The sequence below is a fragment of the Bacillus sp. FJAT-45066 genome, assembly GCF_002335755.1.
Lineage (GTDB): Bacteria > Bacillota > Bacilli > Bacillales > Bacillaceae_I > Bacillus_CD > Bacillus_CD alkalisoli.
Window position 1 is genome coordinate 3,107,880 of the sequence record NZ_NISQ01000001.1, and the last position, 24,062, is coordinate 3,131,941.

Sequence of the window (24,062 nt, forward strand, 5' to 3'; positions counted from 1 at the left end):
AAAAAACGATGAGTGACAAAGATTTTTCTTTACATGACATTGTTGAAATGAAAAAAGCCCATCCTTGTGGAGAAAACAAATGGAAAGTCATTCGTATGGGGATGGATATTAGGATTAAATGTGAAGGCTGTCAGCATAGTATTATGATGCCAAGAAGAGAGTTTGTTCGCAAAATAAAAAAAGTGCTCGAACGACATTCCGAATAAAACTTTTGTTTCACGTGAAACATCTTACCAAGAAGATACAACTATAACTGTATCTTCTTTTTAATTGAATCAATTTCATAATTACGGTTCGTTTAGTGAAAAACGAATGTTCCGTTTATCATAATTAAATAACGTTTATATAAAACGTAAATTATATGAAAGAATAGGTTTAATATTCGTTTTTCGATTAGTAATTGTACATTATGAAACTCACTCAATAGGTTAAAATTAGTCATCCATAATGTAAGGTTAGACTTATTTCAACTTGTCTTTTTGGCGCGTTGTATCTATAATTGTGGAAGGTTCATTGAGTGAAAGATGTACTAATAGGAGTGGATAATATGGCTTTAACAGCTGGTATTGTTGGTTTACCAAATGTTGGGAAATCAACCTTATTTAACGCGATAACACAAGCGGGTGCAGAATCTGCGAACTACCCGTTCTGTACGATAGATCCAAACGTAGGAATTGTAGATGTTCCAGATGAGCGTTTACGAAAATTAACAGAACTAGTTCAACCCAAAAAAACAATACCTACGCACTTTGAGTTTACGGATATCGCAGGGATCGTAAAAGGAGCGAGTAAAGGAGAAGGACTAGGAAACAAGTTCTTATCACATATTCGCCAAGTAGATGCAATCTGTCACGTAGTTCGTTGTTTCGCTGATGACAACATTACACACGTTGCTGGAACAGTGGATCCAATTTCTGATATAGAAACGATTAACTTAGAATTGATTTTAGCAGACTTAGAATCCATCCAAAAGCGTATAGAGCGTGTTGGAAAATTAGCAAAACAAAAAGATAAAGAAGCAGTATATGAGTATGAAGTGTTAGTGAAGGTTCAAGAAGCATTAGAAAATGAACTTCCAGCACGTACGGTAGAAGTAACGGATGAACAAGTAAAGTACTTAAAGGGAATGCACTTATTAACGAGCAAACCAGTTCTTTACGTAGCAAACGTAGGAGAAGATGATGTAGCAGATCCATCTGGTAATGAATACGTTCAAAGTGTTCGTGAATTCGCGGAAAAAGAAGGCTCTCAAGTAATTGTTGTTTGTGCAAAGATTGAATCTGAAATTGTAGAGTTAGATGCAGAAGAAAAAGAAATGTTTTTAGAAGAGCTTGGAATTGAAGAGTCTGGTTTAGATCAGTTAATCCGAGCAGCTTATAACCTACTTGGACTAGCAACATACTTTACTGCTGGTGTTCAAGAAGTTAGAGCATGGACGTTCCGCAAAGGGATGAAAGCTCCACAATGTGCTGGTGTTATTCATACAGACTTTGAACGTGGATTTATTCGTGCAGAAACAGTTTCATACGATGACCTTTTAAATGCTGGTACAATGGTTGCTGCTAAAGAAGCCGGAAAAGTCCGCTTAGAAGGTAAAGAGTATGAAGTAAAAGATGGAGATGTGATCCATTTCCGTTTTAATGTGTAAGGATGTTGCAATTAGCTGGATGTTCTGATATAATTTTAATTTGTGAGTATTAGTATTTACTAATTGCTCCTTGCCCGTTATGGGCCGTTTAGACCAAAAGGAGGTGACTGTGATGAGAAAGTATGAAATCATGTACATCATCCGTCCGAACATTGAGGAAGAAGCAAAGAAATCTTTAGTTGAGCGTTTCAATACTATTTTAACTGAAAATGGTGCTGAGCTTAACGATTCTAAAGAGTGGGGCAAACGCCGCTTAGCTTACGAAATCAATGATTTCCGCGACGGTTATTATATGCTTTTAAAAGTAGCTTCTGGAGCTGCTGCTGTTCAAGAGTTTGATCGTCTTGCGAAAATTAGCGAAGACATTATCCGTCATATCGTTATTAGAGAAGAAGCTTAATTTTTAAATATAGTCCTTGAAAACGGACAATATCGCAAGGGAGAGTGGAACTGTGTTAAATCGCGTTGTATTAGTAGGTCGTTTAACGAAAGACCCTGAATTACGTTATACACCAAGTGGAGTGGCTGTAGCTACTTTTACTTTGGCGGTAAACCGTGCGTTCCAGAGTCAATCTGGTGAACGTGAAGCGGACTTTATTAACTGTATTATTTGGAGAAGACCAGCTGAAAACGTAGCTAATTTCTTAAAAAAAGGAAGTTTAGCTGGTGTTGATGGTCGCATTCAAACGCGCAATTATGAAGGACAAGACGGTCGCCGTGTATATGTAACTGAAGTTGTAGCGGATAGTGTTCAGTTCTTAGAACCTAAAGGCGCAAGTGCTAATGCTGGTGGTGGCGGTCAAAGCCGTCCAAATTCTAACCAAGGTGACGGGAGCTACGGCTCTGGACCATTCGGTAGTGAACCTGGTGGAAATGGTGGTTATGGTCAGCAAAACCAACCACAGCGCAATAACAACAATAACCAAACTCGCATAGATAATGATCCGTTTGATCAAAAGGGACAAACAATAGATATTTCTGACGATGACTTACCATTCTAAGACAAGAGAATGAAAATCGTTAACTAAAACTAATAGGAAATGGAGGCGAATACTATGGCAGGTGGACGCAGAGGCGGACGTAACAAACGTCGTAAAGTTTGTTATTTCACAGCAAATGGAATCTCTAACATCGATTTCAAAGATGTTGATGTTCTAAAAAAATTCATCTCTGAGCGCGGAAAGATTTTACCTCGTCGTGTGACAGGTACAAGTGCTAAATACCAACGTAAATTAACAGTTGCTATCAAGCGCGCTCGTACAATGGCTTTATTACCATACGTAGCTGGTGAATAATATCCATAAAACTTAACAAAGAAGGCAGTGAGAGTCATATCTTACTGCCTTCTTTTTTGCAAAAAGGGACCATTTCTTATATAAATATAAGGAGATGTTCTGTTAATTTACAAAAAAATAGTGATTGTTACGGGTAAATGGGTAGCTAATTGGCGAATAAAAGGTATTTATCGGCGAAAATGGCGAGTCAATCAGCGGAAATAAGGAATTTATCGGCGAAAACGAAGAATCAATCAGCGGGTACAGGTAGTGAATCAGCGGAAACCATACTTTATCGGCGAACATGCAAATTATTCGGCGGTACTACATGACTTCCTCGAAATGCTATCATTCTTTTTGGATGAAAGCGAGCTCCTGTAGCGAACATCAACAGTTAATACCCTAAAATGATTGCTAACTTGCTAACTAACACATCGTTAAACATCTCACATGTAATCTTCTACATAAGGGTAAAATAAAAGGATGAAGGGAGTGTGCCTAAATGAAGGAAACGAAAAAAATAACAGAAGGTGCCGTATTACTCGGGCTTTATATCATTCTTCTATTAATCACACTATATACCCCTGTTATTAGTATGATTTCATTACTAGCACTACCATTACCTTTTGCTTTATACGCAGCAAGGTATGACATAAAATTTTCAATATGGTTTATTGTATTAGCTAATTTCATCTCGATGTTATTCGGCTCACCATTAGCACTTATGATAAGTTTACCAGCAACAACAGTCGGCATAGTGATGGGATATTTATTTTCTAAACAAAAAGACCGTTATGCAATCTTAGGAGCAGCTACTGGGGTTTATTTAATTAATTACATAATGTTGTATGTACTAACGGTATTATTATTTCAACTTGACCTCGCACAACTTTTAGAAGAGGCGTCTGCACAGTCTGTTCAAACTGCTGAAAGTATGTTAAATGCTTTAGGTCAAGAATCTGTTGAAGAAGTAATCGCTACTTATAATACAATGATTCAACAATTGCTTTATCTCTTACCTTCACTATTAGTGCTGGCATCATTTGTTTCTGCCTTTATTAGTCAGTTTTTAGCTGGCATCTTTTTACGTAGATTCAAAGTAGATGTAAAACCATTTCCGCCTTTACGTGAGTTAGTGCTACCAAAAAGTTTATTATGGTACTATTTAGTAGTAATCATCTTATCGTTAATGTCATTGGAAGAAGGCTCAACATTATATATTGCAGTTGTCAACTTATCGTTCATATTAATGCTATTAATGACGATTCAAGGTTTCTCTTTTCTGTTTTTCTTTTTCGCTCAAAAGAAAATGTCGAAAGCAATTCCAATCACTATTTTAATAATTTCTTTCCTTATGCCACCACTACTATATATAATTAGAATGATTGGTATTTTTGATATCGGTTTTGATTTAAGAAAAAGAATACAAAAATGAGTAAATTGGTAAATAGGAGCTGAAAAATTCATGCCTAATCATTTAGATAAGCAACGAATAAATCTACCGTTTTTTACGTTGCTAGCATTGGCTGCACTTCAGCTGGTAGTAATCATTTTTCATCAATGGCTAATAGGAGTAATTAGTTTAGTTTTTCTAATTTTTATTTTGTATTATTATCGCAACGAAGAAAAGCAGTATCAGAAAGAGATGGAGCAATATATTTCTACGTTATCTTACCGTTTGAAAAAGGTAGGAGAAGAAGCATTAATGGAAATGCCGATTGGTATTATGCTATATAATGACGACTTTCAAATTGAGTGGGCTAATCCTTTTTTAGCTTCATGCTTCCACGAAGAAACCTTAGTAGGACGTTCTATTTATGAGGTTGGTGAAGAACTTATCCCATTTCTGAAACAGGGAGAGTCTGAAACAGAAATTATTAGTTTTTATGACAGAAAGTACAAAGTTGTCAGCAAACGGTCGGAAAGACTTTTATATTTCTTTGATGTAACAGAACAAGCACAAATTGAGAAATTATATGAAGCAGAAAGAACAGTTGTAGGGGTTATCTTTTTAGATAACTACGACGAAGTTACACAAGGGTTGGATGATCAAACGAAAAGCACTATTAACAGCCAAGTTACATCGATCGTTAATAAATGGGCAACAGATAATGGTGTCTTTTTAAAGAGAACATCTACTGAAAGGTTTGTAGCTGTCCTAAATGAAAGTATATTAGTACAACTGGAAAAAAATAAATTTTCCATACTAGATGAAGTTCGTGAGCAAACCGCTAAACATAGTATGCCATTAACACTGAGTGTAGGGATCGGTACAGGATTATCCTCACTTCCTGAGTTAGGGCAACAAGCACAATCTAGCTTGGACTTAGCATTAGGTCGTGGTGGTGACCAGGTTGCGATTAAACAAACAAACGGTAAGGTGCGTTTTTATGGTGGAAAAACAAACCCGATGGAAAAACGTACACGTGTTAGAGCTAGGGTTATTTCTCACGCATTAAAAGAATTAATAAATGATAGTGATAAAGTCATCGTTATGGGGCATCGTTTTCCAGATATGGATGCGATCGGTGCTTCTATTGGAATAGCGAAAGTCGCAGAACTGAATCAAAAAGAAGCGTTTATCGTCCTTAATAATCAAGAAGTGGATACAAGTATTAAAAGATTGTTAGATGAAGTAAAAGTAAACGATAAGTTATGGGAAAGATTTATTTCACCAGATGATGCCTATGAGATTTCTACTTCGGAAACGTTATTGGTTATTGTGGATACACATAAACCTTCCTTAGTCATTGATGAAAAGCTATTAAATAAGTTTGATAAAATAGTTGTCATTGACCATCATCGTCGTGGCGAAGATTTTATTGAAGATCCATTATTAGTTTATATGGAACCATATGCGTCTTCGACAGCGGAGTTAGTAACAGAACTTATTCAGTATCAACCGAAACGCTTGAAAATTACGATGCTAGAGGCGACAGCGCTACTAGCTGGTATTATTGTCGATACGAAAAGTTTTACGGTAAGAACGGGTTCTCGTACGTTTGATGCTGCATCCTACTTACGTTCACAAGGCGCAGATACGATACTAGTACAGAAGTTTTTAAAAGAAGACTTAGATAACTTCGTGAAACGTGCGAAGCTGATTGAAAGTGCTTATTTATACAAAGACGGCGTGGTTATTGCTTTAGGGAATAAATATGAAATCTTTGACCAAGTAATGATTGCTCAAGCGGCAGACACACTACTAGCTATGAGTGATATTCATACTTCATTTGTTATTGCCAATCGTACGGAAGACCAAGTAGGAATAAGTGCGAGGTCACTAGGCGATGTTAACGTTCAATTGTTAATGGAAAGACTTGAAGGTGGAGGACATTTAACAAATGCTGCGACACAGCTTAAAATGAGTTTAGAAGATGCCGAAGAGAAACTAAAAGAAGTAATTGATGAACACTTTGAAGGAGGAGAAAAAGAATGAAAGTTATTTTCTTACAAGATGTAAAAGGAAAAGGAAAAAAAGGGGAAGTGAAAAATGTAGCAGATGGATATGCTCATAATTTCCTTATCAAAAACGGTTATGCGATGGAAGCAACAAATGCGAACATGAAGTCTTTAGAGGCTCAAAAAAACAAAGAGCGTAAAGAAGCGGCAGATGAGTTGAAAAATGCACAAGCTCTAAAAGAGACATTAGAAAAGTTAACAGTTGAAATCGCTACAAAAGCTGGAGAAGGTGGACGCCTTTTCGGTTCTATTACAACGAAACAAATTGCAGAAGAATTACAGAAGAAGCATAATATCAAAATTGACAAGCGTAAAATGGAGCTTAATGATGCGATTAGAACGCTTGGTTTTACAAATGTTCCTGTAAAGTTACACAGTGAAGTAACAGCAACATTAAAAGTCCACGCAACAGAACTTAAATAACAGAACTTATATCAGATTGGATTTTCTACCAAAGTTTTAGCATTGAACTTTTATACTACACATGTTAATCTTTATCACATAAGCTCGGCTATTTGCCGGGTTTTCTTTTTGACAAAACTAAGTTTGATATAGAACATGATCTTTTTTGTAAATATTACAAGCGGTTGATTTCCGCGCAAGTTGTAGACTCCTGCGGGATAAGCGGGGGACTGGAGACCCCACAGGCGAAGTCGAGGAGGCTCCAGCCACGCCCGCGGAAAGCGGAGACTTGCGCGGAAATCAACCGTGTCATTTAAAAAGAGTTTTTGACAAAATGATAAATTGTGAAGAAAATATAAGTATAAAATAGATAGGAAATGTTATAAGGGGAAGGGAGGACAAATAAGATGAGTGACCTTTTTGCTGATCGCATACCACCTCAAAATATTGAAGCGGAACAAGCGGTAATTGGTGCTATTTTTCTTGAACCAGCTAGTTTAACTTTAGCATCTGAGTTGCTATTACCTGATGACTTTTATCGTGCTGCCCATCAGAAAATTTATGATGCTATGTTAAATCTAGCGGATAAAGGTGAACCTATTGACTTGGTAACTGTCTCAACGGAGTTAGCAAATCTAAAAATATTAGAAGAAGTTGGTGGCGTATCCTACTTAAGTGATATAGCAAACGCCGTACCGACTGCAGCTAACATTGAATATTACGCTAAAATTGTAGAAGAAAAGTCTATATTACGCCGTTTAATACGTACAGCTACCCATATTGCCCAAGAAGGTTATTCGCGCGAAGATGAGGTTGCTGGTTTATTAAATGAAGCGGAAAAACAAATCTTAGAAGTTTCCCAACGTAAAAATGCAGGTGTTTTCCAAAATATTAAAGATGTATTAGTGAAAACATATGATAATATAGAAACGCTTCATAATCGTAAAGGGGATATAACAGGTATTCCAACTGGCTTTACAGAGTTAGATAGAATGACTGCTGGATTCCAACGTAACGATCTTATTATTGTTGCTGCCCGTCCTTCTGTAGGTAAAACAGCGTTTGCTTTAAATATTGCGCAAAACGTAGGGGTAAAAGCAAAGGAGAACGTGGCGATTTTCAGTTTAGAGATGGGTGCCGAACAGCTAGTAATGAGGATGCTTTGTGCTGAAGGAAATATTAATGCCCAAAACTTACGTACAGGTCAATTAACATCGGAGGACTGGGGTAAATTAACGATGGCGATGGGTAGCTTATCTAATTCAGGTATTTTTATAGATGATACACCAGGTATACGTGTTAGTGAAATTCGCTCGAAGTGTCGTAGATTAAAGCAAGAAAGTGGTCTTGGAATGATATTAATTGACTACTTACAGCTTATCCAAGGTAGCGGTAGAGGCGGCGGAGAAAACCGTCAACAGGAAGTATCTGAAATTTCTCGTTCCTTAAAAGCACTTGCGAGGGAGTTAAAGGTACCTGTTATTGCCCTATCACAGCTATCTCGTGGAGTAGAGCAACGTCAAGATAAGCGTCCGATGATGTCGGATATTCGTGAATCAGGAAGTATTGAGCAGGATGCTGATATCGTCGCTTTCTTATATCGTGATGACTATTATGATAAAGAAAGTGAAAACAAAAATATTATTGAAATTATTATTGCTAAACAGCGTAACGGTCCAGTTGGTACAGTATCGTTAGCGTTCGTAAAAGAATACAACAAGTTCGTTAACCTTGAACGACGGTTTGACGATGAAGCAGTTCCACCAGGAGCATAAATATAAAAAGGGAAAAACACTTACTTTAGTAGGTGTTTTTGTCTTTTATAAGAGTAAATGGTAAATTAGTTGGTGTTTTCACGAACAAATTATTAATTAGTATAAATTAATGTTCGTGTTTTAATTGACTTTGGAATAATATGCTGATAAACTTAGTTTGTTTGAGGCAAGCTATAAAAGCCATAAAAGCCATAAAAGCATATATAAAGCGGAGGTGTACATTCTATGACATCAGTAGTCGTAGTAGGAACACAGTGGGGCGATGAAGGTAAAGGAAAAATTACCGATTTCCTATCAGAAAATGCAGAAGTAATTGCGCGTTACCAAGGTGGTAACAATGCAGGACATACAATCAAATTTAATGGTGAAACGTATAAATTACATTTAATTCCTTCCGGGATTTTTTATTCAGATAAAGCTTGTGTGATTGGTAACGGAATGGTTGTGGACCCTAAAGCACTTGTAAAAGAATTAAAATACTTACATGATCGTGGCGTTACGACAGATAACTTACGTATCAGTAACCGCGCACACGTTATTCTACCTTATCACTTAAAATTAGATGAAGTAGAAGAAGAACGTAAAGGTGCAAATAAAATTGGTACAACGAAAAAAGGTATTGGACCTGCGTATATGGACAAAGCGGCTCGTGTTGGTATCCGAATTGCTGACCTATTAGACCGTGAAATCTTTGAAGAAAAGCTTACGCATAACTTAGCAGAAAAAAATCGTCTATTAGAGAAAATGTACGAGACAGAAGGGTTCGAGTTAGAAGACATTCTGGACGAGTATTATGAGTATGGCCAACAAGTAGCAAAGTACGTATGTGACACATCGGTCGTTTTAAATGATGCATTAGACGGTGGACGTCGCGTACTATTTGAAGGTGCTCAAGGTGTTATGTTAGATATTGACCAAGGTACATACCCATTCGTAACGAGCTCTAACCCTGTAGCAGGTGGAGTAACGATTGGCTCGGGAGTTGGACCTTCTAAAATCAAAAACGTTGTAGGAGTTTCAAAAGCTTATACTACTCGTGTAGGTGATGGACCGTTCCCAACAGAACTACATGATGAAATTGGAAACCTAATTCGTGAAGTAGGTCGTGAATACGGAACGACTACTGGCAGACCTCGTCGTATCGGTTGGTTCGATAGTGTAGTTGTTCGTCATGCACGTAGAGTTAGTGGAATTACCGACTTATCTTTAAACTCCATTGATGTTTTAACAGGGATTGAAACATTAAAAATTTGTGTCGCTTACCGATACAAGGGAGAAATTATCGAAGAGTTCCCAGCTAGCTTAAAAGTGCTTGCAGAATGTGAGCCTGTTTATGAAGAAATGCCAGGTTGGAAAGACGATATTACTGGTGTGAAAAACTTAAGTGAGTTACCTGAAAATGCTCGTCACTATTTAGAGCGCGTATCTCAGTTAACTGGAATACCATTATCTATTTTCTCAGTAGGACCTGATCGTTCACAAACAAATATAGTGCGTAGTGTGTACGCGTAAATATAGTGAAAGTCCCTCTCGAAAAGAAGAGAGGGACTTTTTTTTGAAAAACTATTGCATTGTTATACAAAACTATGATAATATAAAAAACGTCGTCAAAACAGATTGTAAAATCTTAAGTGCCATTAGCTCAGTTGGTAGAGCACGTTGAGTAAGCTGTGAAGCAATACATCAGCGTACACGCCGAGTTGCTACTTGAATGATCTTTCTGAGGTGTGGACGTCAAACAGAGTAAGCTTCTTCGAATGAACAAAATAGTAATCCTGTTAAAATAAGCGGATACTTTAAAAATATGTGCCATTAGCTCAGTTGGTAGAGCATCTGACTTTTAATCAGAGGGTCGAAGGTTCGAATCCTTCATGGCACACCATTTAATTTTTAGGCCCATTGGTCAAGCGGTTAAGACACCGCCCTTTCACGGCGGTAACACGGGTTCGAATCCCGTATGGGTCACCATTTTTCATAATGACAGATTTATCTGGTCCCGTGGTGTAGCGGTTAACATGCCTGCCTGTCACGCAGGAGATCGCCGGTTCGATCCCGGTCGGGACCGCCATTTAAAAACTATAAATATTTGAGGGTTGAGAGAAGCGAGAAGTTCGAGGAAACAAGCGAACGTACCGGAGCGTATTTGACATACGTGAGGATGTGAGTGAGTGAAGTTGACGAAGAAATTCGACGCTTATCGCAAGCCGAACAGGGCTCGGTAGCTCAGTTGGTAGAGCACGAACGAGTAAACTGCGAAGCGATGCTTCAGCGCACAAATTGAACTGCTTCTTGAATAATCTTTCTGAAATTTGGGCGATGGACTGGCTAGCGTAATATAAATAAAATATTAACCAAATAATAATGCGGCTCGGTAGCTCAGTTGGTAGAGCAATGGACTGAAAATCCATGTGTCGGCGGTTCGATTCCGTCCCGAGCCATCCAAAAAACCATCAAGATGATAACATCTTGATGGTTTTTTTATTGCTTTATAATACTAATTGTTTAGATAGAAAAAAGAAAAATACGTTAATTTTAGTAAAAGTAGTAGGAAAAGCCCTCTATTTCTACATTTATTCCGTCCTTCATACTTACAAGCTAGTCCAAAATAATCACTAATGTTACAAAAATCGTCTAAATTAACGGATAAATATGACAACAATAATACAATTATGTTACATATTCGATTCTACTATTCTATTTTTTTATCAAAATATGTTATGGTAAAGAAGTGTAAAAAAGAAAGTATGTTATTAAAGACCTATTTTTCTTACATATTAAAGAGAATTGGACTCAGGGGGTACTAACCATGCTAGGCCAGTTAAAGAGTAAAACAAAACAATACATACAAAAACTAAATAAAAATTTACATATGTACACGAGTAGCTGTCTAAATGAATTAGGAAAAAAGGCAATTTTCACAACAGTAGCTGTTACGACTTTATCAATAGGAGCTATGTCTGTTACTGCCGCTAATAATCCATTGTTAAGCACAATCCATCACGTGTATGTAGATGGTCAACTCATTGGAGCTGTAGAAGAAAAAGAGCAAGTGCAAAAAGCAATTGATTCAAAAATTACGGAAGCCCAAAAGAAGCATATAGATCTTGACTTAACGATTGGAAATGAAATCTCCTACATATCAGAAAAAGTATTTCGTTATTCAACGAATAATCAGAGGGTATTAGACCGAGTTTTAGATAAAGTAGAGATTAAGGCAAATGGTGCTGTTATTTTTGTAGAAGAAGAGCCGGTTGTGTATCTTCATTCAGAAGAGGCAGCAGAAGAAGCTATTTATAAATTAAAACTTGATTTTGTTTCAGAAGAAGAGCTTGCTGAAATCGAAAGTAGAAAAGAAATCAATGAAGAGTTACCACCTCTTCAAGAAAATCAGTCTCGTATATTAGACGTGCGAATGACGGAAAAAGTTTCAATAAATAAAGAAAAAGTTTCATTAGAAAATATTTTATCTGTTAAAAAAGCAATTAATTTATTGAAAAAAGGTACACTTGAAGAAAAGCAATACGAAGTGCAAGAAGGGGACGTATTAGGCTCTATTGCACAAGACCATAACTTATCAACTAGTGAACTATTACACTTAAATCCTTCTATTAAAGAAGATTCATTGTTACGAGTTGGCGATAAGTTAAATGTTACTGCTTATAAACCATACATTCATATAATTGTTGAAGAAGAACGCTTCAGAATAGAAGAAATTGCATATGAACAAAAGGTAGAAGATGACGCCAACAGACTTAAAGGTGAAACGAGTGTGAAGCAAGAAGGTCAGAATGGTGAGCGTACTGTAAACTCTATCGTTACAAGACAAAACGGCGTAGTCGTTCGCACAGATATTATTGAAGAAAAAGTGACGAAAGAACCTATAGATAAAATTGTATTAAGAGGAACAAAAGTGATTCCTTCTAGAGGGACTGGATCCCTTGCATGGCCTGCTGTAGGCGGTTATGTTTCAAGTAAAATGGGCTATCGTTGGGGAAGCTACCATAAAGGTATTGATATTGCTCGACCAAGTGATAGAACTATTAAAGCAGCAGACAATGGTATTGTGGAATCTGCAGGCTGGGATGGTGGATACGGAAATAAGATTGTAATAAACCACCAAAACGGAATGAAAACAGTATATGCTCATCTTTCTTCCATGAGTGTCTCTAGAGGTCAAACGGTAGCTAGAGGTCAAAGTATTGGAGTAATGGGATCTACTGGAAACTCAACAGGTATTCACCTTCATTTCGAAGTGTATCAAAACGGACAACTGAAAAACCCACTAAACTATTTAAGTAGATAACAGAATTCGACCTCTAGCATGAGAATAACCCCTTGCTAGAGGTTTTTCTATATAGATTGATTAAATTATTACGTATAGATTACTTTCCCTCTAAAAAGATGCTTTAAACATGTACACATGGTAAAGTAAAGATATTAAAGTATTTTTTCTGAAAATCTTTTATAAGTTTATTTCTTAAACATACCATTCCTTGTTGATTGAAGTGGCAGGCGCGAGACTCCTGCGGGAAAAGCGTGTTAAGTGAGACCCCACAGGCGCTAATGCGCCGAGGAGTAGGTTTTTTCACGACAGTGAAAATAACCTTCCTTTTGACCGCCCGCGGAAAGCGAGTGCCTGCCACTTCAATTAACAAGTTTAGAATGGAAACAGCCTTTTCGAAAATGGGTAAAGTAATTAATATTATCTTTTAATATAAAGGAGAGTATTTCACATGGAAAAACGTATTCTTGTAGTCGATGATGAAAAACCAATTGCAGATATATTAAAATTTAACCTTCAAAAAGAAGGTTTTGACGTAACTTGCGCTTACGATGGTGCAGAAGCAGTAAAGAAAGTAGAAGAATTAAAACCAGATCTAATTCTATTAGATATCATGCTTCCAGAAAAAGATGGAATGGAAGTATGTAGAGAAGTAAGAAAGAAATATGATATGCCAATCATTATGTTAACAGCAAAAGATTCCGAAATAGATAAAGTATTAGGTCTAGAACTTGGTGCGGATGATTATGTGACCAAGCCATTTAGTACACGTGAATTAATTGCAAGGGTTAAGGCTAATTTACGCCGTCAAAATACGAAAGCCAATCCAACAGATACGACAAACGACATTCCTGTTGGGGCATTAATTATTCATCCTGATGCTTACATGGTAACAAAGCGTGGCGAAATGGTTGATTTAACACATCGTGAATTCGAACTACTACACTACTTAGCAAAACACATTGGACAAGTATTAACGCGAGAACACCTACTTCAAACTGTATGGGGTTACGATTACTTTGGAGATGTAAGAACAGTCGATGTAACGGTACGCCGTTTACGCGAAAAGATTGAAGATAATCCTAGTCATCCAGCATGGATCGTAACAAGAAGGGGTGTAGGTTACTACTTGCGTCATGCTGACCAGGAGTAGTCCTACATGAGGAAAGTTAGCTTTTTTCGTTCCATTCATTTGAAGTTCGTTTTAATTTACGTATTACTCATCTTAATTGCTATGCAAATTATTGGTGTATACTTTGTTAGGCAGTTAGAGACTCAGCTTGTGGAAAACTTCACAAACTCCTTACAGGAGCATATGCATTTGTTAGCGTACAACATTGAACAGGAGATGAAAAAGCCGCGAGATGAGACAATGCCTTCTCAGGAAGAGGACATTGGACGTATTCTTCAAGATATCACTTCTGAAGATATTAATGAGGTACGTGTTATTGATAATAAAAGTAGGGTGTTAGGTACATCTAACCCGTATAATAAATCAAAATATGTCGGTAAAAGGACAACAGAGTTAATTGTTAAGCGGGCACTAGCAGTCGGGACATCTTCACGTAAGATGGAGATTGACCCAAATACTGGACATCGAATGCGGGTAATAGCGGTTCCTATTAAAACAAATAACCAAGAGATTATTGGAGCCATATATCTTATTGCTTCTATGGAAAATGTATATGACCAAATGCGGCAAACTAATAACATTTTAGCAACTGGAACCATTATTGCGCTTGCTGTTACGGCAGTATTAGGGGTTCTGCTTGCTCAAACGATTACAAGACCGATGTCTGATATGCGTAAACAAGCATTAGAGATGGCTAAGGGTAACTTTACACGTAAAGTTAAAATATATGGCCAAGATGAAATTGGTCAATTGGCCTATTCTTTTAATAACTTGACCCGTAAATTACAAGAAGCGCAGGCAACGACAGAAGGAGAACGACGCAAATTAAGTTCCGTTCTCGCTCATATGACAGATGGCGTCATTGCAACCGATCGTAAAGGGCGCGTGATGTTAATTAATGAACCTGCTATACGTATGTTGAATGTTCCACGTGAAACAGTGTTATCGAAGCCGATAGTAGAAGTACTTGGTGTGAACGAGGAATTCACGTTTGAAACGTTAGTTGATGGGCCAGATTCGTTAATCTTAGATTTTAGTACACACAAAAAACCATATATTTTAAGAGCTAGTAACTCTGTCATTAAAAAGGAAACAGGGTTCGTTAACGGACTTATTACCGTTCTTCATGATATTACAGAACAAGAAAAAATTGATCAAGAGCGTCGCGAGTTTGTTGCAAACGTGTCACACGAACTGAGAACGCCATTAACAACGATGAGGAGCTATTTAGAAGCATTAGCTGATGGTGCATGGGAAGATAAAGAGATTGCACCAAAGTTTCTAGATGTTACTCAAACAGAAACAGAACGAATGATCCGATTAGTGAACGACTTGCTACAACTCTCTAAAATGGACAGTACAGACTACAGACTCCATAAAGATTCGTTAGATTTTGTCTATTTTTACAATCGAATTATTGACCGATTTGAACTATCTAAAAATCAAAATGTTACTTTTGTAAGAGAAATTCCGGAGAAGGAATTTTTTGTTCGAATGGATGAAGATAAAATAACGCAAGTATTAGACAATATTATCTCCAACGCCATGAAATATTCTCCAGAAGGTGGAACCGTTACTTTTCGTCTAATAGAAGAAGGCCATATGTTGCAAGTAAGTGTAAGTGACGAAGGTGTAGGTATTCCTAGTAACGAAGTGGATAAAATATTTGATCGTTTTTATAGAGTTGATAAAGCGCGTACAAGGCAATTAGGTGGCACAGGATTAGGTCTTGCAATCGCAAAAGAAATGATTGAAGCGCATGACGGGCATATTTGGGCGAAAAGTGAAGAAGGAAAAGGTACGACAATATATTTCACACTTCCTTTAACAGAAGAGCAAGAGGATGATTGGTCATGATATATGAAAATATAAAATCCATAATTTTGACGGTACTCGTATTAGTAAGTCTTGTGTTAACATGGAGTTTATGGACGTATCAACCTATGCCTGATTATGTTCGTAATGAAAAATTAATTGAGGATGTCGGAATTAGAGAACGACACGAAGTAGCAAATGTTATTAAACCAGATAAAATTTTATACCATACAGAGTCGATTCATTACGGGGCCGTAGAGCATCAAGAAATTTCCCGATTAATGAAGGAAATAAGAAATTGGAATCTGTATGAAATAGAAAGTATCACATCCTATGTTTCAGAGAGCGAGTTTTACCAATTTATGCATGGGAGCGGTAAGATGGAAGTGATCTTTCCTGATACCATTCCGATGGAAACGTTACGATATATCTTTTCTATGCAAGAAGAGGCGTATCCGAATGCATATGTAGACCGGCTAGTTTTAGATGTGAAACAAGATAGTGAAGAGCCAATCCTTCATTTAGTAAACTATAACGAACGCCGAATTTACCGTGCAAAAGTGAACAATTTATTTGTTGAGAATATAGATAGAAGTTTTTTTAAGCCAGCAGTAAGAAATCCTGCTTATCGCGCTATACCTGTTACTGGCGCAAACTATATTTTTGCACCAGCAGGAAGAGTGGAATTAAAAAGGCTCCATTATATGGTGAATTATTTATCTGCGGAGAGCTTTAAAGATAATCTGTTTCCAGACCCTAGCTTAGTAACGAGAGATCCTCTTGCTGGTGGGGAAGAATATACAGACGGATCAAGAATTATGCGAGCGGATCAAAATTGGACACGCCTTGAATTTGCTAACCCTATTGGTGGAGATGGAACAAATACACCTGATTTTAATGTCGTGGAGCAAAGTATTCATTTTATTAATGAACATAGTGGTTGGACGGATAGATACTTATTCGTAAATTGGGAAAGGTCTTATCCAGACCATACAGCAACTTTCCGACTTTACGTGAACGATCACCCGGTTTTTCAATCACAAGGGTTGTCAGAAATAAAACAAGTGTGGCGTAATAACTCAATCTATCAATATACAAGACCATTATCTGAGTTAAGATGGTCGATACCGAATGAAGAAGAGACAATTGTGCTTCCTAGTGCAGAGGCAGCATTAGCGGAACTTGAAAAAATAGCTAACTTTGAACGTGAAAATCTACAAAACCTTCGAGTAGGTTATGAACTACGAAGAGATTTGTCTAATAGCGGTGTTTATATATTTGATCCAGTTTGGATGTATGAATATAACAATAGTTGGAGAGCAATTGTGTTCCAGCGAAATGAAGAGTTAGGAGGAATGTAGAATGGATTGGAGCAAAACAAAGACCATTTTCATTTTCACGTTCCTCATCTTAAATATATTCCTAGGCTACCATCTTGTAGAAAAAAGGAATAATAGCCAGTTAGATATTTTGACAGAAACGTCGATTGAAGAGAAGTTTGAAGTAGATGAAATAACGTATGTGGACTTGCCAAAAGATCCGATGCGTTCTTCTTTTGTAACTGGTAAAAGTAAATTTTTCACCGAAGATGAGGTGGAATTGCTAGAAACAGAAAAAGAACAAGTAGTGACTATTTTAGATGAAACGAAATTGCGTGGAGTGTTCAAAGAGCCATTTGCCTTTCCAGAAACAAATACGGCGACAAGACTTGATCAAATAATAAAGAATCAAATTTTGTATGGTGACCAATATGTTTATTGGGGAATTAACGCAGAATCAAGAGCACTAATCTATTTTCAAAAATACGACGGTAGAATTATTTTTAATAACGTAAGTGGAAGCTTAAGGCTCTATTTAAATGATGACAATGAAATAGAGTCGTATGAACAAACCTATATAGACGAAATGGAAGAAATGGATGAGCCTCAAGAAGTTATATTTGCACTAAAAGCTTTAGAAAACTTATATAACTTAAACGAATTACAACCAGGAAGCCATGTATCAGAAGTAGAGCTCGGTTACATCACGCTCGGCTTAACAGCTTCTCACGTTTTAATTCCGACGTGGCACATTTTAGTTAACGATGAAATTGACTTTTACGTCAATGCATTTGAAGGTCATATTATAAGTAAAGAATATAGAACATTGGAGTGAGTGACATGAGCCTGCATTTTAGTGTACTGGCAAGCGGCAGTACTGGAAATGCAATTTATGTCGCGACAGAGGAGCATTCACTATTAATTGATGCTGGTTTGAGCGGCAAAAAGATGCAAGAGTTATTTGAAAAAGTAGATAAAAAAATTGACCAGTTATCCGGTATTTTAGTAACACATGAGCATAGTGATCATATTAAAGGGCTTGGTGTTTTAGCACGTAAATATAATTTGCCTATTTATGCAAATGAAAAAACGTGGAAAGCAATGGATGGGCTTGTTGGTAAGATTGCGACTGACCAAAAGTTTGTTTTTGATACAGGAAGTGTGAAACATTTTGGTGGTTTAAGTGTGGAATCGTTTGGCGTTTCTCATGATGCAGCGGAACCGATGTTTTATTCTTTTCATTACGGTGAGAAGAAATTAGTCGTGATAACAGATACAGGCTATGTGAGTGACAGGATGAAAGGTGTTATTGAGAAAGCAGATATGTATGTGTTTGAAAGCAATCATGATATAAGCATGTTACAAATGTGCCACTATCCATGGAGCATTAAACGACGTATATTAGGTGATTATGGCCATGTATCAAACGAAGATGCAGCGATTGCAATGGCAGATTGTTTAGGAGATAAAACTAAACGTATTTATTTGGCGCATTTAAGTAAAGATAATAACATGAAAGATTTAGCGAGAATGTCAGTTACCCAAACACTTGCAACGCGCGATGTTATCGTTGGCGAACAAGTGGAACTATACGACACTGACCCGAATGAACCAACTCCGCTAGCTTTTGTGTAAAAGTCTTTGGCTTTTGCGCCTTTCTTTTTTGTGTAAAGCCTAAATCGCTGTTGATTGTAGCGCATGTCTTCGCTTTCCGCGGGCGTAAAGGAAGGTTATTTTCACTACCGTGAAAAAACCTACTCCTCGACGCATTCGCGTCTGTGGGGTCTCCCGCTCCCCACTTCTCCCGCAGGAGTCTCCGACATGCGCTACAATCAACTGCTTGATACACTTTACATAAATGACAAGCGTCTTTGGTTCGTTTTGTATCGTATTAAGTGGTAGCGGCGCTCTCCTGAAAGGAAGGGTAAGAATTGGGCTATTACGACGACCATACAGAAGAGAGAAATGACAAACAAAAAGGAAATCGTGGCAAGTTTTTTTTACCAGGACTAGTTGGTTTATCTCTAGTCGCACTATTACTCATTGTAGCTTATCCACGTCTTGCTCCAAACGATTTGAGTGCTAGTGATTTAAGAGCTCAGCAACAAACAGTAGAAAGAACAGGGATTCAACCTGTACGTAATATTAATCAGCCAGGTCAAGGAATTGGTGGACAAAGTCCTAGTGAACAAAATGCATCTATGAACATTTCAACGGAAATTACTAGGACCGTGGATGCCGTGGCCGATTCTGTAGTAGGAGTTATTAATATTCAACAAGCAAGCTTTTGGCAAAATGAAGTGGCAACAGAAGAAGGAGAAGCAGGTACTGGGTCTGGTGTTATCTATAAAAGAGAAAATGGAAAAGCATATGTGGTAACAAATTATCACGTGATTGAAGGAGCATCTGTCGTAGAGGTAAGCTTAATTGATGGGACAAGGGTAAGAGCAGAGGTGTTAGGTGAAGACCCTTGGACTGATTTAGCGGTGTTAGAGATGGATGATACGTATGTAACGAACGTGGCAAGCTTTGGTAACTCTGATAATGTTCGCACAGGGGAACCTGTTATTGCAATTGGTAACCCATTAGGATTACAGTTTTCTGGTTCTGTTACACAAGGGATTATTTCAGGCGTAGACCGAAGTATTCCAGTGGATATTAACCGAGATGGCTATCCAGACTGGCATGCAGATGTAATGCAAACTGATGCTGCGATTAATCCTGGTAATAGTGGTGGGGCGCTTATAAATATTCGTGGAAAAGTTATTGGCATTAACTCGATGAAAATTGCACAAGAAGCAGTAGAAGGAATTGGACTAGCCATCCCAACGAATACTGCAATACCGGTTATTCAAGATTTAGAAGAGTTTGGTGTGGTGAGACGTCCATATTTCGGTGTTAGTATTGGTTCCTTAGTAGACATCTCTTCATATCATTGGCAACAAACATTAAAGCTGCCTTCTGATGTAACAGAAGGGGTCTATATTACAGATGTAGCTTCAGGCTCGCCAGCAGCTAGAGCGGGACTGCAAGAATACGATGTTATTACAGAGTTAGATGGTGAGCCACTGTACGATGTTGTCGATCTAAGAAAACACCTGTACAACGAAAGACAAGTAGGAGACACAATGACCGTCACTTTCTACCGTGGCCAACAACAACAATCAGTAACAGTCGAACTAACAGAAGAAGGATAACACCATTAGGAGAGTAGAAATACTCTCTTTTTTAATTATATAAAAGATTTTTTTCATTTGGACCCTTTTTAGCTGTAGCTTTTCGCGCATATCGGAGACTCCTCCGGGAGAAGCGGGGAGCGGGAGACCCCACAGACGCGGATGCGTCGAGGAGGCTCCCGGCCCGCCCGCGGAAAGCGAAGATATGCGCGAAAAGCTACAGCATTCTTTTTGTAAGAGGTGTGGAAAAGTTATTTCGAGGGAAAAATAAAAGAAAACTTTATCCAGTTGTGGATAAGTGGTATGCTATCAAAAGTAAAGAAGATGTTAGAGTAGAAAGGATGAATTTTTACCGATGTTTTGCTGTGAAGAACATATTGAATTAGCGATGGAAATGTATATAGATCAACATGAAGAGGCGCCTCCACTACAAATAGTAGAAGAGGAAAAAAAGTTATCAACAGACTGTGAATTCTGCAAAAGTCCAGCAGTATATATGGTGGGGAACTAATATTCGCCCACTAAATGTGGACGGAAAATGTGTATATGTGGATAACTTCTGTTGATAACTTTTAAATGAAGTAGGGATGACATGTGAATATCTCAATAATTACCATTGGAAAACTAAAAGAGAAATATTTAAAACAAGGAATTCAAGAATTTTTAAAGCGACTTGGTCCATATGCGAAAGTAGAAGTTATCGAGCTTGCGGATGAAAAAGCGCCTGAACAATTAAGTGAAGCGGAAATGGTACAAGTGAAAGATAAAGAGGGGGAGAGAATATTAAGTAAGATTTCTGAAGATACACATGTAATAGCACTTGCGATCGAAGGGAAACAACGCACTTCCGAAGAACTTGCAAAAGAAATAGATAAGCTGGCTACATATGGAAAAAGTAAAATAGCCTTTATCATAGGTGGATCCCTCGGACTAAGTAGCGACGTTATGAAACGAGCAAACGATACGTTGTCATTTTCTAAGATGACTTTTCCTCATCAAATGATGCGTTTAATACTGCTAGAGCAAGTTTATAGGGCGTTTAGGATTAATAGGGGTGAACCGTACCACAAATAGAGGCAAAAAAAGTTGAAGATAAGGTGGCATTTTGTCTTTTAAAACAGGATTTGAAGAGGAATTTTCCTCAGAATGATCCGATTTCTGATACAGTATGTGGATAAGTGTAAATGTCTTGGACAGATTGATTTCGGAAAAGTCAAAATTGAGTTCTATTTTATCCACAGTTCGAGAACGACCGTCGGATTGTTTGATTGTTATCTTATTTAGCAAAAGTTGAAACAATTGCTTTTTCCTTTCTCTCGTGCATTGTTGATATACTTGAACATACTTTTCTAATAAATGCCTTATCAAGTCCGGTGGTATGATTTTCGTGTCTGATGAACTTAGTTGAACGCTGAGTTCATTTTTCTTTTGGTGTAAGTCATTCTTTGACTTAGCTAACTTCTGTAAGCGTTCCTGTAATATGGATACGGGGAAGAGGTTTTGTTCGAATGCTTCCATATACTTTTCTTGCATGGAAATGGCTTCATTAAGCTCTGTTTCAATAATTTCTAATTGCTCTTTGACTATGACGTTTAATTGAACCGTATCTTTATTAATGCTATCTATGGTTTGATTAAAGCCAACTGAATCGTTTAAAAAGTCTGTTATACGATTAATGACAGCATCTTCTGCTTCGTAGGCTCTGATTGAATTGGCTTTACAGGCAGATGATCCTTTATTGTGAAAATTACTACAGACATAATAGCGATGTTTTCGTTTTTTTCCATCTTTTTGAGTAGAGGTAGTGATAGATGGCACCATACCTTGGCCACAATCCGGACAACGAAGGATACTATTTAAAAGAAAAGGTTCGTTAGACTGACGTGATTTAAATGACTTACTCTGTCTTCGGGCTTGAACAATATTCCACAGTTCATCGGAGACAATGCCTTCGTGCTTCCCTTTAACTATAATAGGGTTTGAATTTTTTCCGCGTCTTCTCTTCTTATCCCAGTTCTCGACTTGTAACCAACGGATTTTCCCAACATAGATAGGATTATCTAATATTGTAGCAATGCCATTGATTGAGAAGTGTCTGCCATGTTTTGTACGATATCCTGCTTTGTTTAAATGATTAGCTATCGCCTTAAGACCATTGCCTTCTGCATATAGAGTAAAAATAATTTGAACAATTTCTGATTCTTTCGAATTAACGACAAGCTCTTTTTCTATCGAATCATACCCGAAAACCAAGCCGCCGTTCCAGCTGCCTTCTTTAGCTCTCTGGGTCATGCCCAATTTGACATTTTCAGAAAGGGTATTTCTTTCCATTTCAGCAATTGAAGCCATTAATTGGACCACAAGTTTGCCTATGGGGCTGGATGTATCAAAATTCTCAGAGTAGGAAATAAACTTTACATCATACTCTTCGAATTTATCTAGGAGCACAAGAGTATCCAGCATATTTCTTGAAAGACGTGATATCTTCCATACAAGTACGGCTTGAAATTTATCCTTTTCAACATCAGATATCATTCTTTGCATTGCTGGTCGGCCCTTTATATCTTTACCGCTAATCCCTTCATCAACATATTCTTCTGCGATAGACCAACCATAAAGGTGTGCATATTGGCGTAAGGTTTGTAATTGGGCAGATATGCTATAACCTTCAGTTGCTTGTTCTTCTGTGCTGACACGACAGTATATGGCGATACTTTTTATTTCATTCAGTTTGATCACTCCTTTAACTTTTGTAACAGTATTGGTATTAAAGGAGGTAAAAAATACCTTTCGTTAAAATGAAGACTAGATAAAGGTGTTAGTATGTGAAATTGAATTGTCCTGTAACCGGGCCAAACTGTTGAGAAAATCGTGTGCAAAACAAATGGATTGTAATGTTAAAATATAATTGGGTATGTGAAAAAATTACAGAAGCTAACGAAGTAGTTATAATTCAATAAGTTTAATTACTTGTATTAACATTTCAACGTTAGAATTCAATGGTGAACGTACATTTTTAAACCCATAAAGAGAGAGTTGGAATAGGACTTTAACATCATACCAAAAAATTAATGACTCAAATAAGGATTTTGAACTTTTGGTAAAATTTAAAAAAGGAGGTTCGATCTTTGGAACATAAAAAATATCAGATATTTATTAGTTCAACTTATACTGATTTGATAGAAGCTCGTTCTAAGGTTATTGAATCTATATTAGGTATGTATCATTTTCCTATAGGGATGGAGATGTTTAGTGCAGCTGATGATGATCAATGGACGGTGATTCAGTCAACCATCGATATGAGTGATTATTATGTTTTAATTCTTGGTCATCGTTATGGTTCTGTAACTGATGAAGGTATTAGTAGTTGACCCCCTTATAATAGAGTTATAAAGTAGTTACAAATAGTTACGACTTTTACTGTTATAAGGGGGTAAAAACAATGGAGAAGAAACCATCGGTTAATTTGAGTGGAAAAGTTAAAATAGAGGCTGTAGAAAAAGTATTGAATGGAATGTCTGTAAGAGTTGTCGCAGATGAATTTAACGTAACTCGTCAAACAGTAAATAGGTGGGTTAATACGTATAAACACAGTGGTCCTATTGCGTTTAAAGTAGCTACTAATAAGCATGTAAACTCTTTTGATTCAGTGAATTTAGATGATAAAAAACGTATTCAACAATTAGAGAAATTATTAAAAGAAAAGGAAATGGAGAACGAAATTCTAAAAAAGTTCCAAACCTTTCTCAAAGAGAAAAAGTAAGTAAGAAATATCGT

General features: G+C 37.2%; 22 protein-coding genes and 4 tRNA genes. 25 read left to right on the top strand and 1 reads right to left on the bottom strand.

Features of this window, described 5'->3' with window-relative positions:
• Positions 1 to 8: 8 nt before the first annotated feature.
• The 23 genes from CDZ92_RS15775 (at position 9) to rlmH (ending at position 21,359) form a co-directional block, all read left to right on the top strand.
• A complete protein-coding gene (locus tag CDZ92_RS15775; RefSeq protein WP_096156181.1) occupies positions 9 to 206 on the top strand; it encodes a DUF951 domain-containing protein in 198 nt (65 codons plus the stop codon).
• A gap of 341 nt (positions 207 to 547) precedes the next feature.
• Complete coding sequence (gene ychF / locus CDZ92_RS15780; RefSeq protein ID WP_096156182.1) at positions 548 to 1,648, top strand: redox-regulated ATPase YchF; 1,101 nt, start codon at positions 548 to 550, stop codon at positions 1,646 to 1,648.
• A gap of 112 nt (positions 1,649 to 1,760) precedes the next feature.
• Positions 1,761 to 2,048 (top strand): 30S ribosomal protein S6, encoded by a 288-nt coding sequence (gene rpsF, locus CDZ92_RS15785; protein ID WP_141395236.1) that lies wholly within the window; start codon positions 1,761 to 1,763, stop codon positions 2,046 to 2,048.
• A gap of 52 nt (positions 2,049 to 2,100) precedes the next feature.
• Positions 2,101 to 2,649, top strand: coding sequence for a single-stranded DNA-binding protein (ssb, locus tag CDZ92_RS15790; RefSeq protein ID WP_096156183.1), 549 nt, complete (start codon positions 2,101 to 2,103; stop codon positions 2,647 to 2,649).
• A 54-nt stretch (positions 2,650 to 2,703) separates the two neighbouring features.
• The gene (rpsR, locus tag CDZ92_RS15795) at positions 2,704 to 2,943 is read left to right on the top strand and encodes a 30S ribosomal protein S18 (RefSeq protein ID WP_096156184.1); all 240 of its coding nucleotides are present in this window, start codon (positions 2,704 to 2,706) and stop codon (positions 2,941 to 2,943) included.
• Between the two features lie 481 nt (positions 2,944 to 3,424).
• Positions 3,425 to 4,357, top strand: a complete 933-nt coding sequence (locus tag CDZ92_RS15800; protein ID WP_096156185.1) for a YybS family protein — start codon at positions 3,425 to 3,427, stop codon at positions 4,355 to 4,357.
• A 30-nt stretch (positions 4,358 to 4,387) separates the two neighbouring features.
• Positions 4,388 to 6,361: a DHH family phosphoesterase gene (locus CDZ92_RS15805; RefSeq protein WP_096156186.1), complete on the top strand. Its 1,974-nt coding sequence runs from the start codon at positions 4,388 to 4,390 to the stop codon at positions 6,359 to 6,361.
• Positions 6,358 to 6,807, top strand: coding sequence for a 50S ribosomal protein L9 (gene rplI, locus CDZ92_RS15810; RefSeq protein ID WP_096156187.1), 450 nt, complete (start codon positions 6,358 to 6,360; stop codon positions 6,805 to 6,807). Before CDZ92_RS15805 ends, rplI begins: the two co-directional genes overlap by 4 nt.
• 386 nt (positions 6,808 to 7,193) lie before the next feature.
• A complete protein-coding gene (gene dnaB, locus CDZ92_RS15815; protein WP_096156188.1) occupies positions 7,194 to 8,561 on the top strand; it encodes a replicative DNA helicase in 1,368 nt (455 codons plus the stop codon).
• Positions 8,562 to 8,786: 225 nt separating this feature from the next.
• A complete protein-coding gene (locus CDZ92_RS15820; RefSeq protein WP_096156189.1) occupies positions 8,787 to 10,073 on the top strand; it encodes an adenylosuccinate synthase in 1,287 nt (428 codons plus the stop codon).
• 294 nt (positions 10,074 to 10,367) lie between these two features.
• Positions 10,368 to 10,443: transfer RNA gene (locus tag CDZ92_RS15825), tRNA-Lys, on the top strand.
• A gap of 11 nt (positions 10,444 to 10,454) precedes the next feature.
• A tRNA-Glu gene (locus CDZ92_RS15830) sits at positions 10,455 to 10,529 on the top strand.
• A gap of 24 nt (positions 10,530 to 10,553) precedes the next feature.
• Positions 10,554 to 10,629, top strand: a tRNA-Asp gene (locus tag CDZ92_RS15835).
• Positions 10,630 to 10,926: 297 nt separating this feature from the next.
• Positions 10,927 to 10,999, top strand: a tRNA-Phe gene (locus CDZ92_RS15840).
• Positions 11,000 to 11,367: 368 nt separating this feature from the next.
• Positions 11,368 to 12,864 carry a M23 family metallopeptidase gene (locus CDZ92_RS15845; RefSeq protein ID WP_227521413.1) on the top strand — a complete coding sequence of 499 codons (1,497 nt, stop codon included), beginning with the start codon at positions 11,368 to 11,370 and terminating at the stop codon, positions 12,862 to 12,864.
• Between the two features lie 430 nt (positions 12,865 to 13,294).
• Positions 13,295 to 13,996: a response regulator YycF gene (yycF, locus tag CDZ92_RS15850; RefSeq protein WP_096156190.1), complete on the top strand. Its 702-nt coding sequence runs from the start codon at positions 13,295 to 13,297 to the stop codon at positions 13,994 to 13,996.
• A gap of 6 nt (positions 13,997 to 14,002) precedes the next feature.
• Complete coding sequence (gene walK / locus CDZ92_RS15855; RefSeq protein WP_096156191.1) at positions 14,003 to 15,832, top strand: cell wall metabolism sensor histidine kinase WalK; 1,830 nt, start codon at positions 14,003 to 14,005, stop codon at positions 15,830 to 15,832.
• Positions 15,829 to 17,151, top strand: coding sequence for a YycH family regulatory protein (locus CDZ92_RS15860; RefSeq protein ID WP_096156192.1), 1,323 nt, complete (start codon positions 15,829 to 15,831; stop codon positions 17,149 to 17,151). Before walK ends, CDZ92_RS15860 begins: the two co-directional genes overlap by 4 nt.
• Position 17,152: 1 nt before the next feature.
• The gene (locus CDZ92_RS15865) at positions 17,153 to 17,944 is read left to right on the top strand and encodes a two-component system regulatory protein YycI (RefSeq protein ID WP_096156193.1); all 792 of its coding nucleotides are present in this window, start codon (positions 17,153 to 17,155) and stop codon (positions 17,942 to 17,944) included.
• A gap of 5 nt (positions 17,945 to 17,949) precedes the next feature.
• A complete protein-coding gene (locus tag CDZ92_RS15870) occupies positions 17,950 to 18,744 on the top strand; it encodes an MBL fold metallo-hydrolase (protein WP_096156194.1) in 795 nt (264 codons plus the stop codon).
• Between the two features lie 296 nt (positions 18,745 to 19,040).
• Positions 19,041 to 20,306, top strand: coding sequence for a S1C family serine protease (locus CDZ92_RS15875; RefSeq protein ID WP_096156195.1), 1,266 nt, complete (start codon positions 19,041 to 19,043; stop codon positions 20,304 to 20,306).
• 334 nt (positions 20,307 to 20,640) lie between these two features.
• The gene (locus CDZ92_RS15880) at positions 20,641 to 20,796 is read left to right on the top strand and encodes a CxxH/CxxC protein (protein ID WP_096156196.1); all 156 of its coding nucleotides are present in this window, start codon (positions 20,641 to 20,643) and stop codon (positions 20,794 to 20,796) included.
• Positions 20,797 to 20,879: 83 nt separating this feature from the next.
• Positions 20,880 to 21,359, top strand: coding sequence for a 23S rRNA (pseudouridine(1915)-N(3))-methyltransferase RlmH (gene rlmH / locus CDZ92_RS15885; RefSeq protein WP_096156197.1), 480 nt, complete (start codon positions 20,880 to 20,882; stop codon positions 21,357 to 21,359).
• On the opposite strand, the gene CDZ92_RS15890 is transcribed toward rlmH, so the two are convergent.
• Positions 21,303 to 23,024 (bottom strand): recombinase family protein, encoded by a 1,722-nt coding sequence (locus CDZ92_RS15890; RefSeq protein ID WP_255249831.1) that lies wholly within the window; start codon positions 23,022 to 23,024, stop codon positions 21,303 to 21,305. The two genes, rlmH and CDZ92_RS15890, sit on opposite strands and share 57 nt — an antisense overlap.
• Before the next feature lie 389 nt (positions 23,025 to 23,413).
• On the opposite strand from CDZ92_RS15890, the gene CDZ92_RS15895 reads away from it, so the two are divergent.
• Together CDZ92_RS15895 and CDZ92_RS15900 are read left to right on the top strand one after the other, a co-directional pair.
• Positions 23,414 to 23,656, top strand: coding sequence for a DUF4062 domain-containing protein (locus CDZ92_RS15895; protein WP_096156198.1), 243 nt, complete (start codon positions 23,414 to 23,416; stop codon positions 23,654 to 23,656).
• A 71-nt stretch (positions 23,657 to 23,727) separates the two neighbouring features.
• Positions 23,728 to 24,048, top strand: a complete 321-nt coding sequence (locus CDZ92_RS15900) for a helix-turn-helix domain-containing protein (RefSeq protein WP_096155760.1) — start codon at positions 23,728 to 23,730, stop codon at positions 24,046 to 24,048.
• Positions 24,049 to 24,062: the final 14 nt, after the last annotated feature.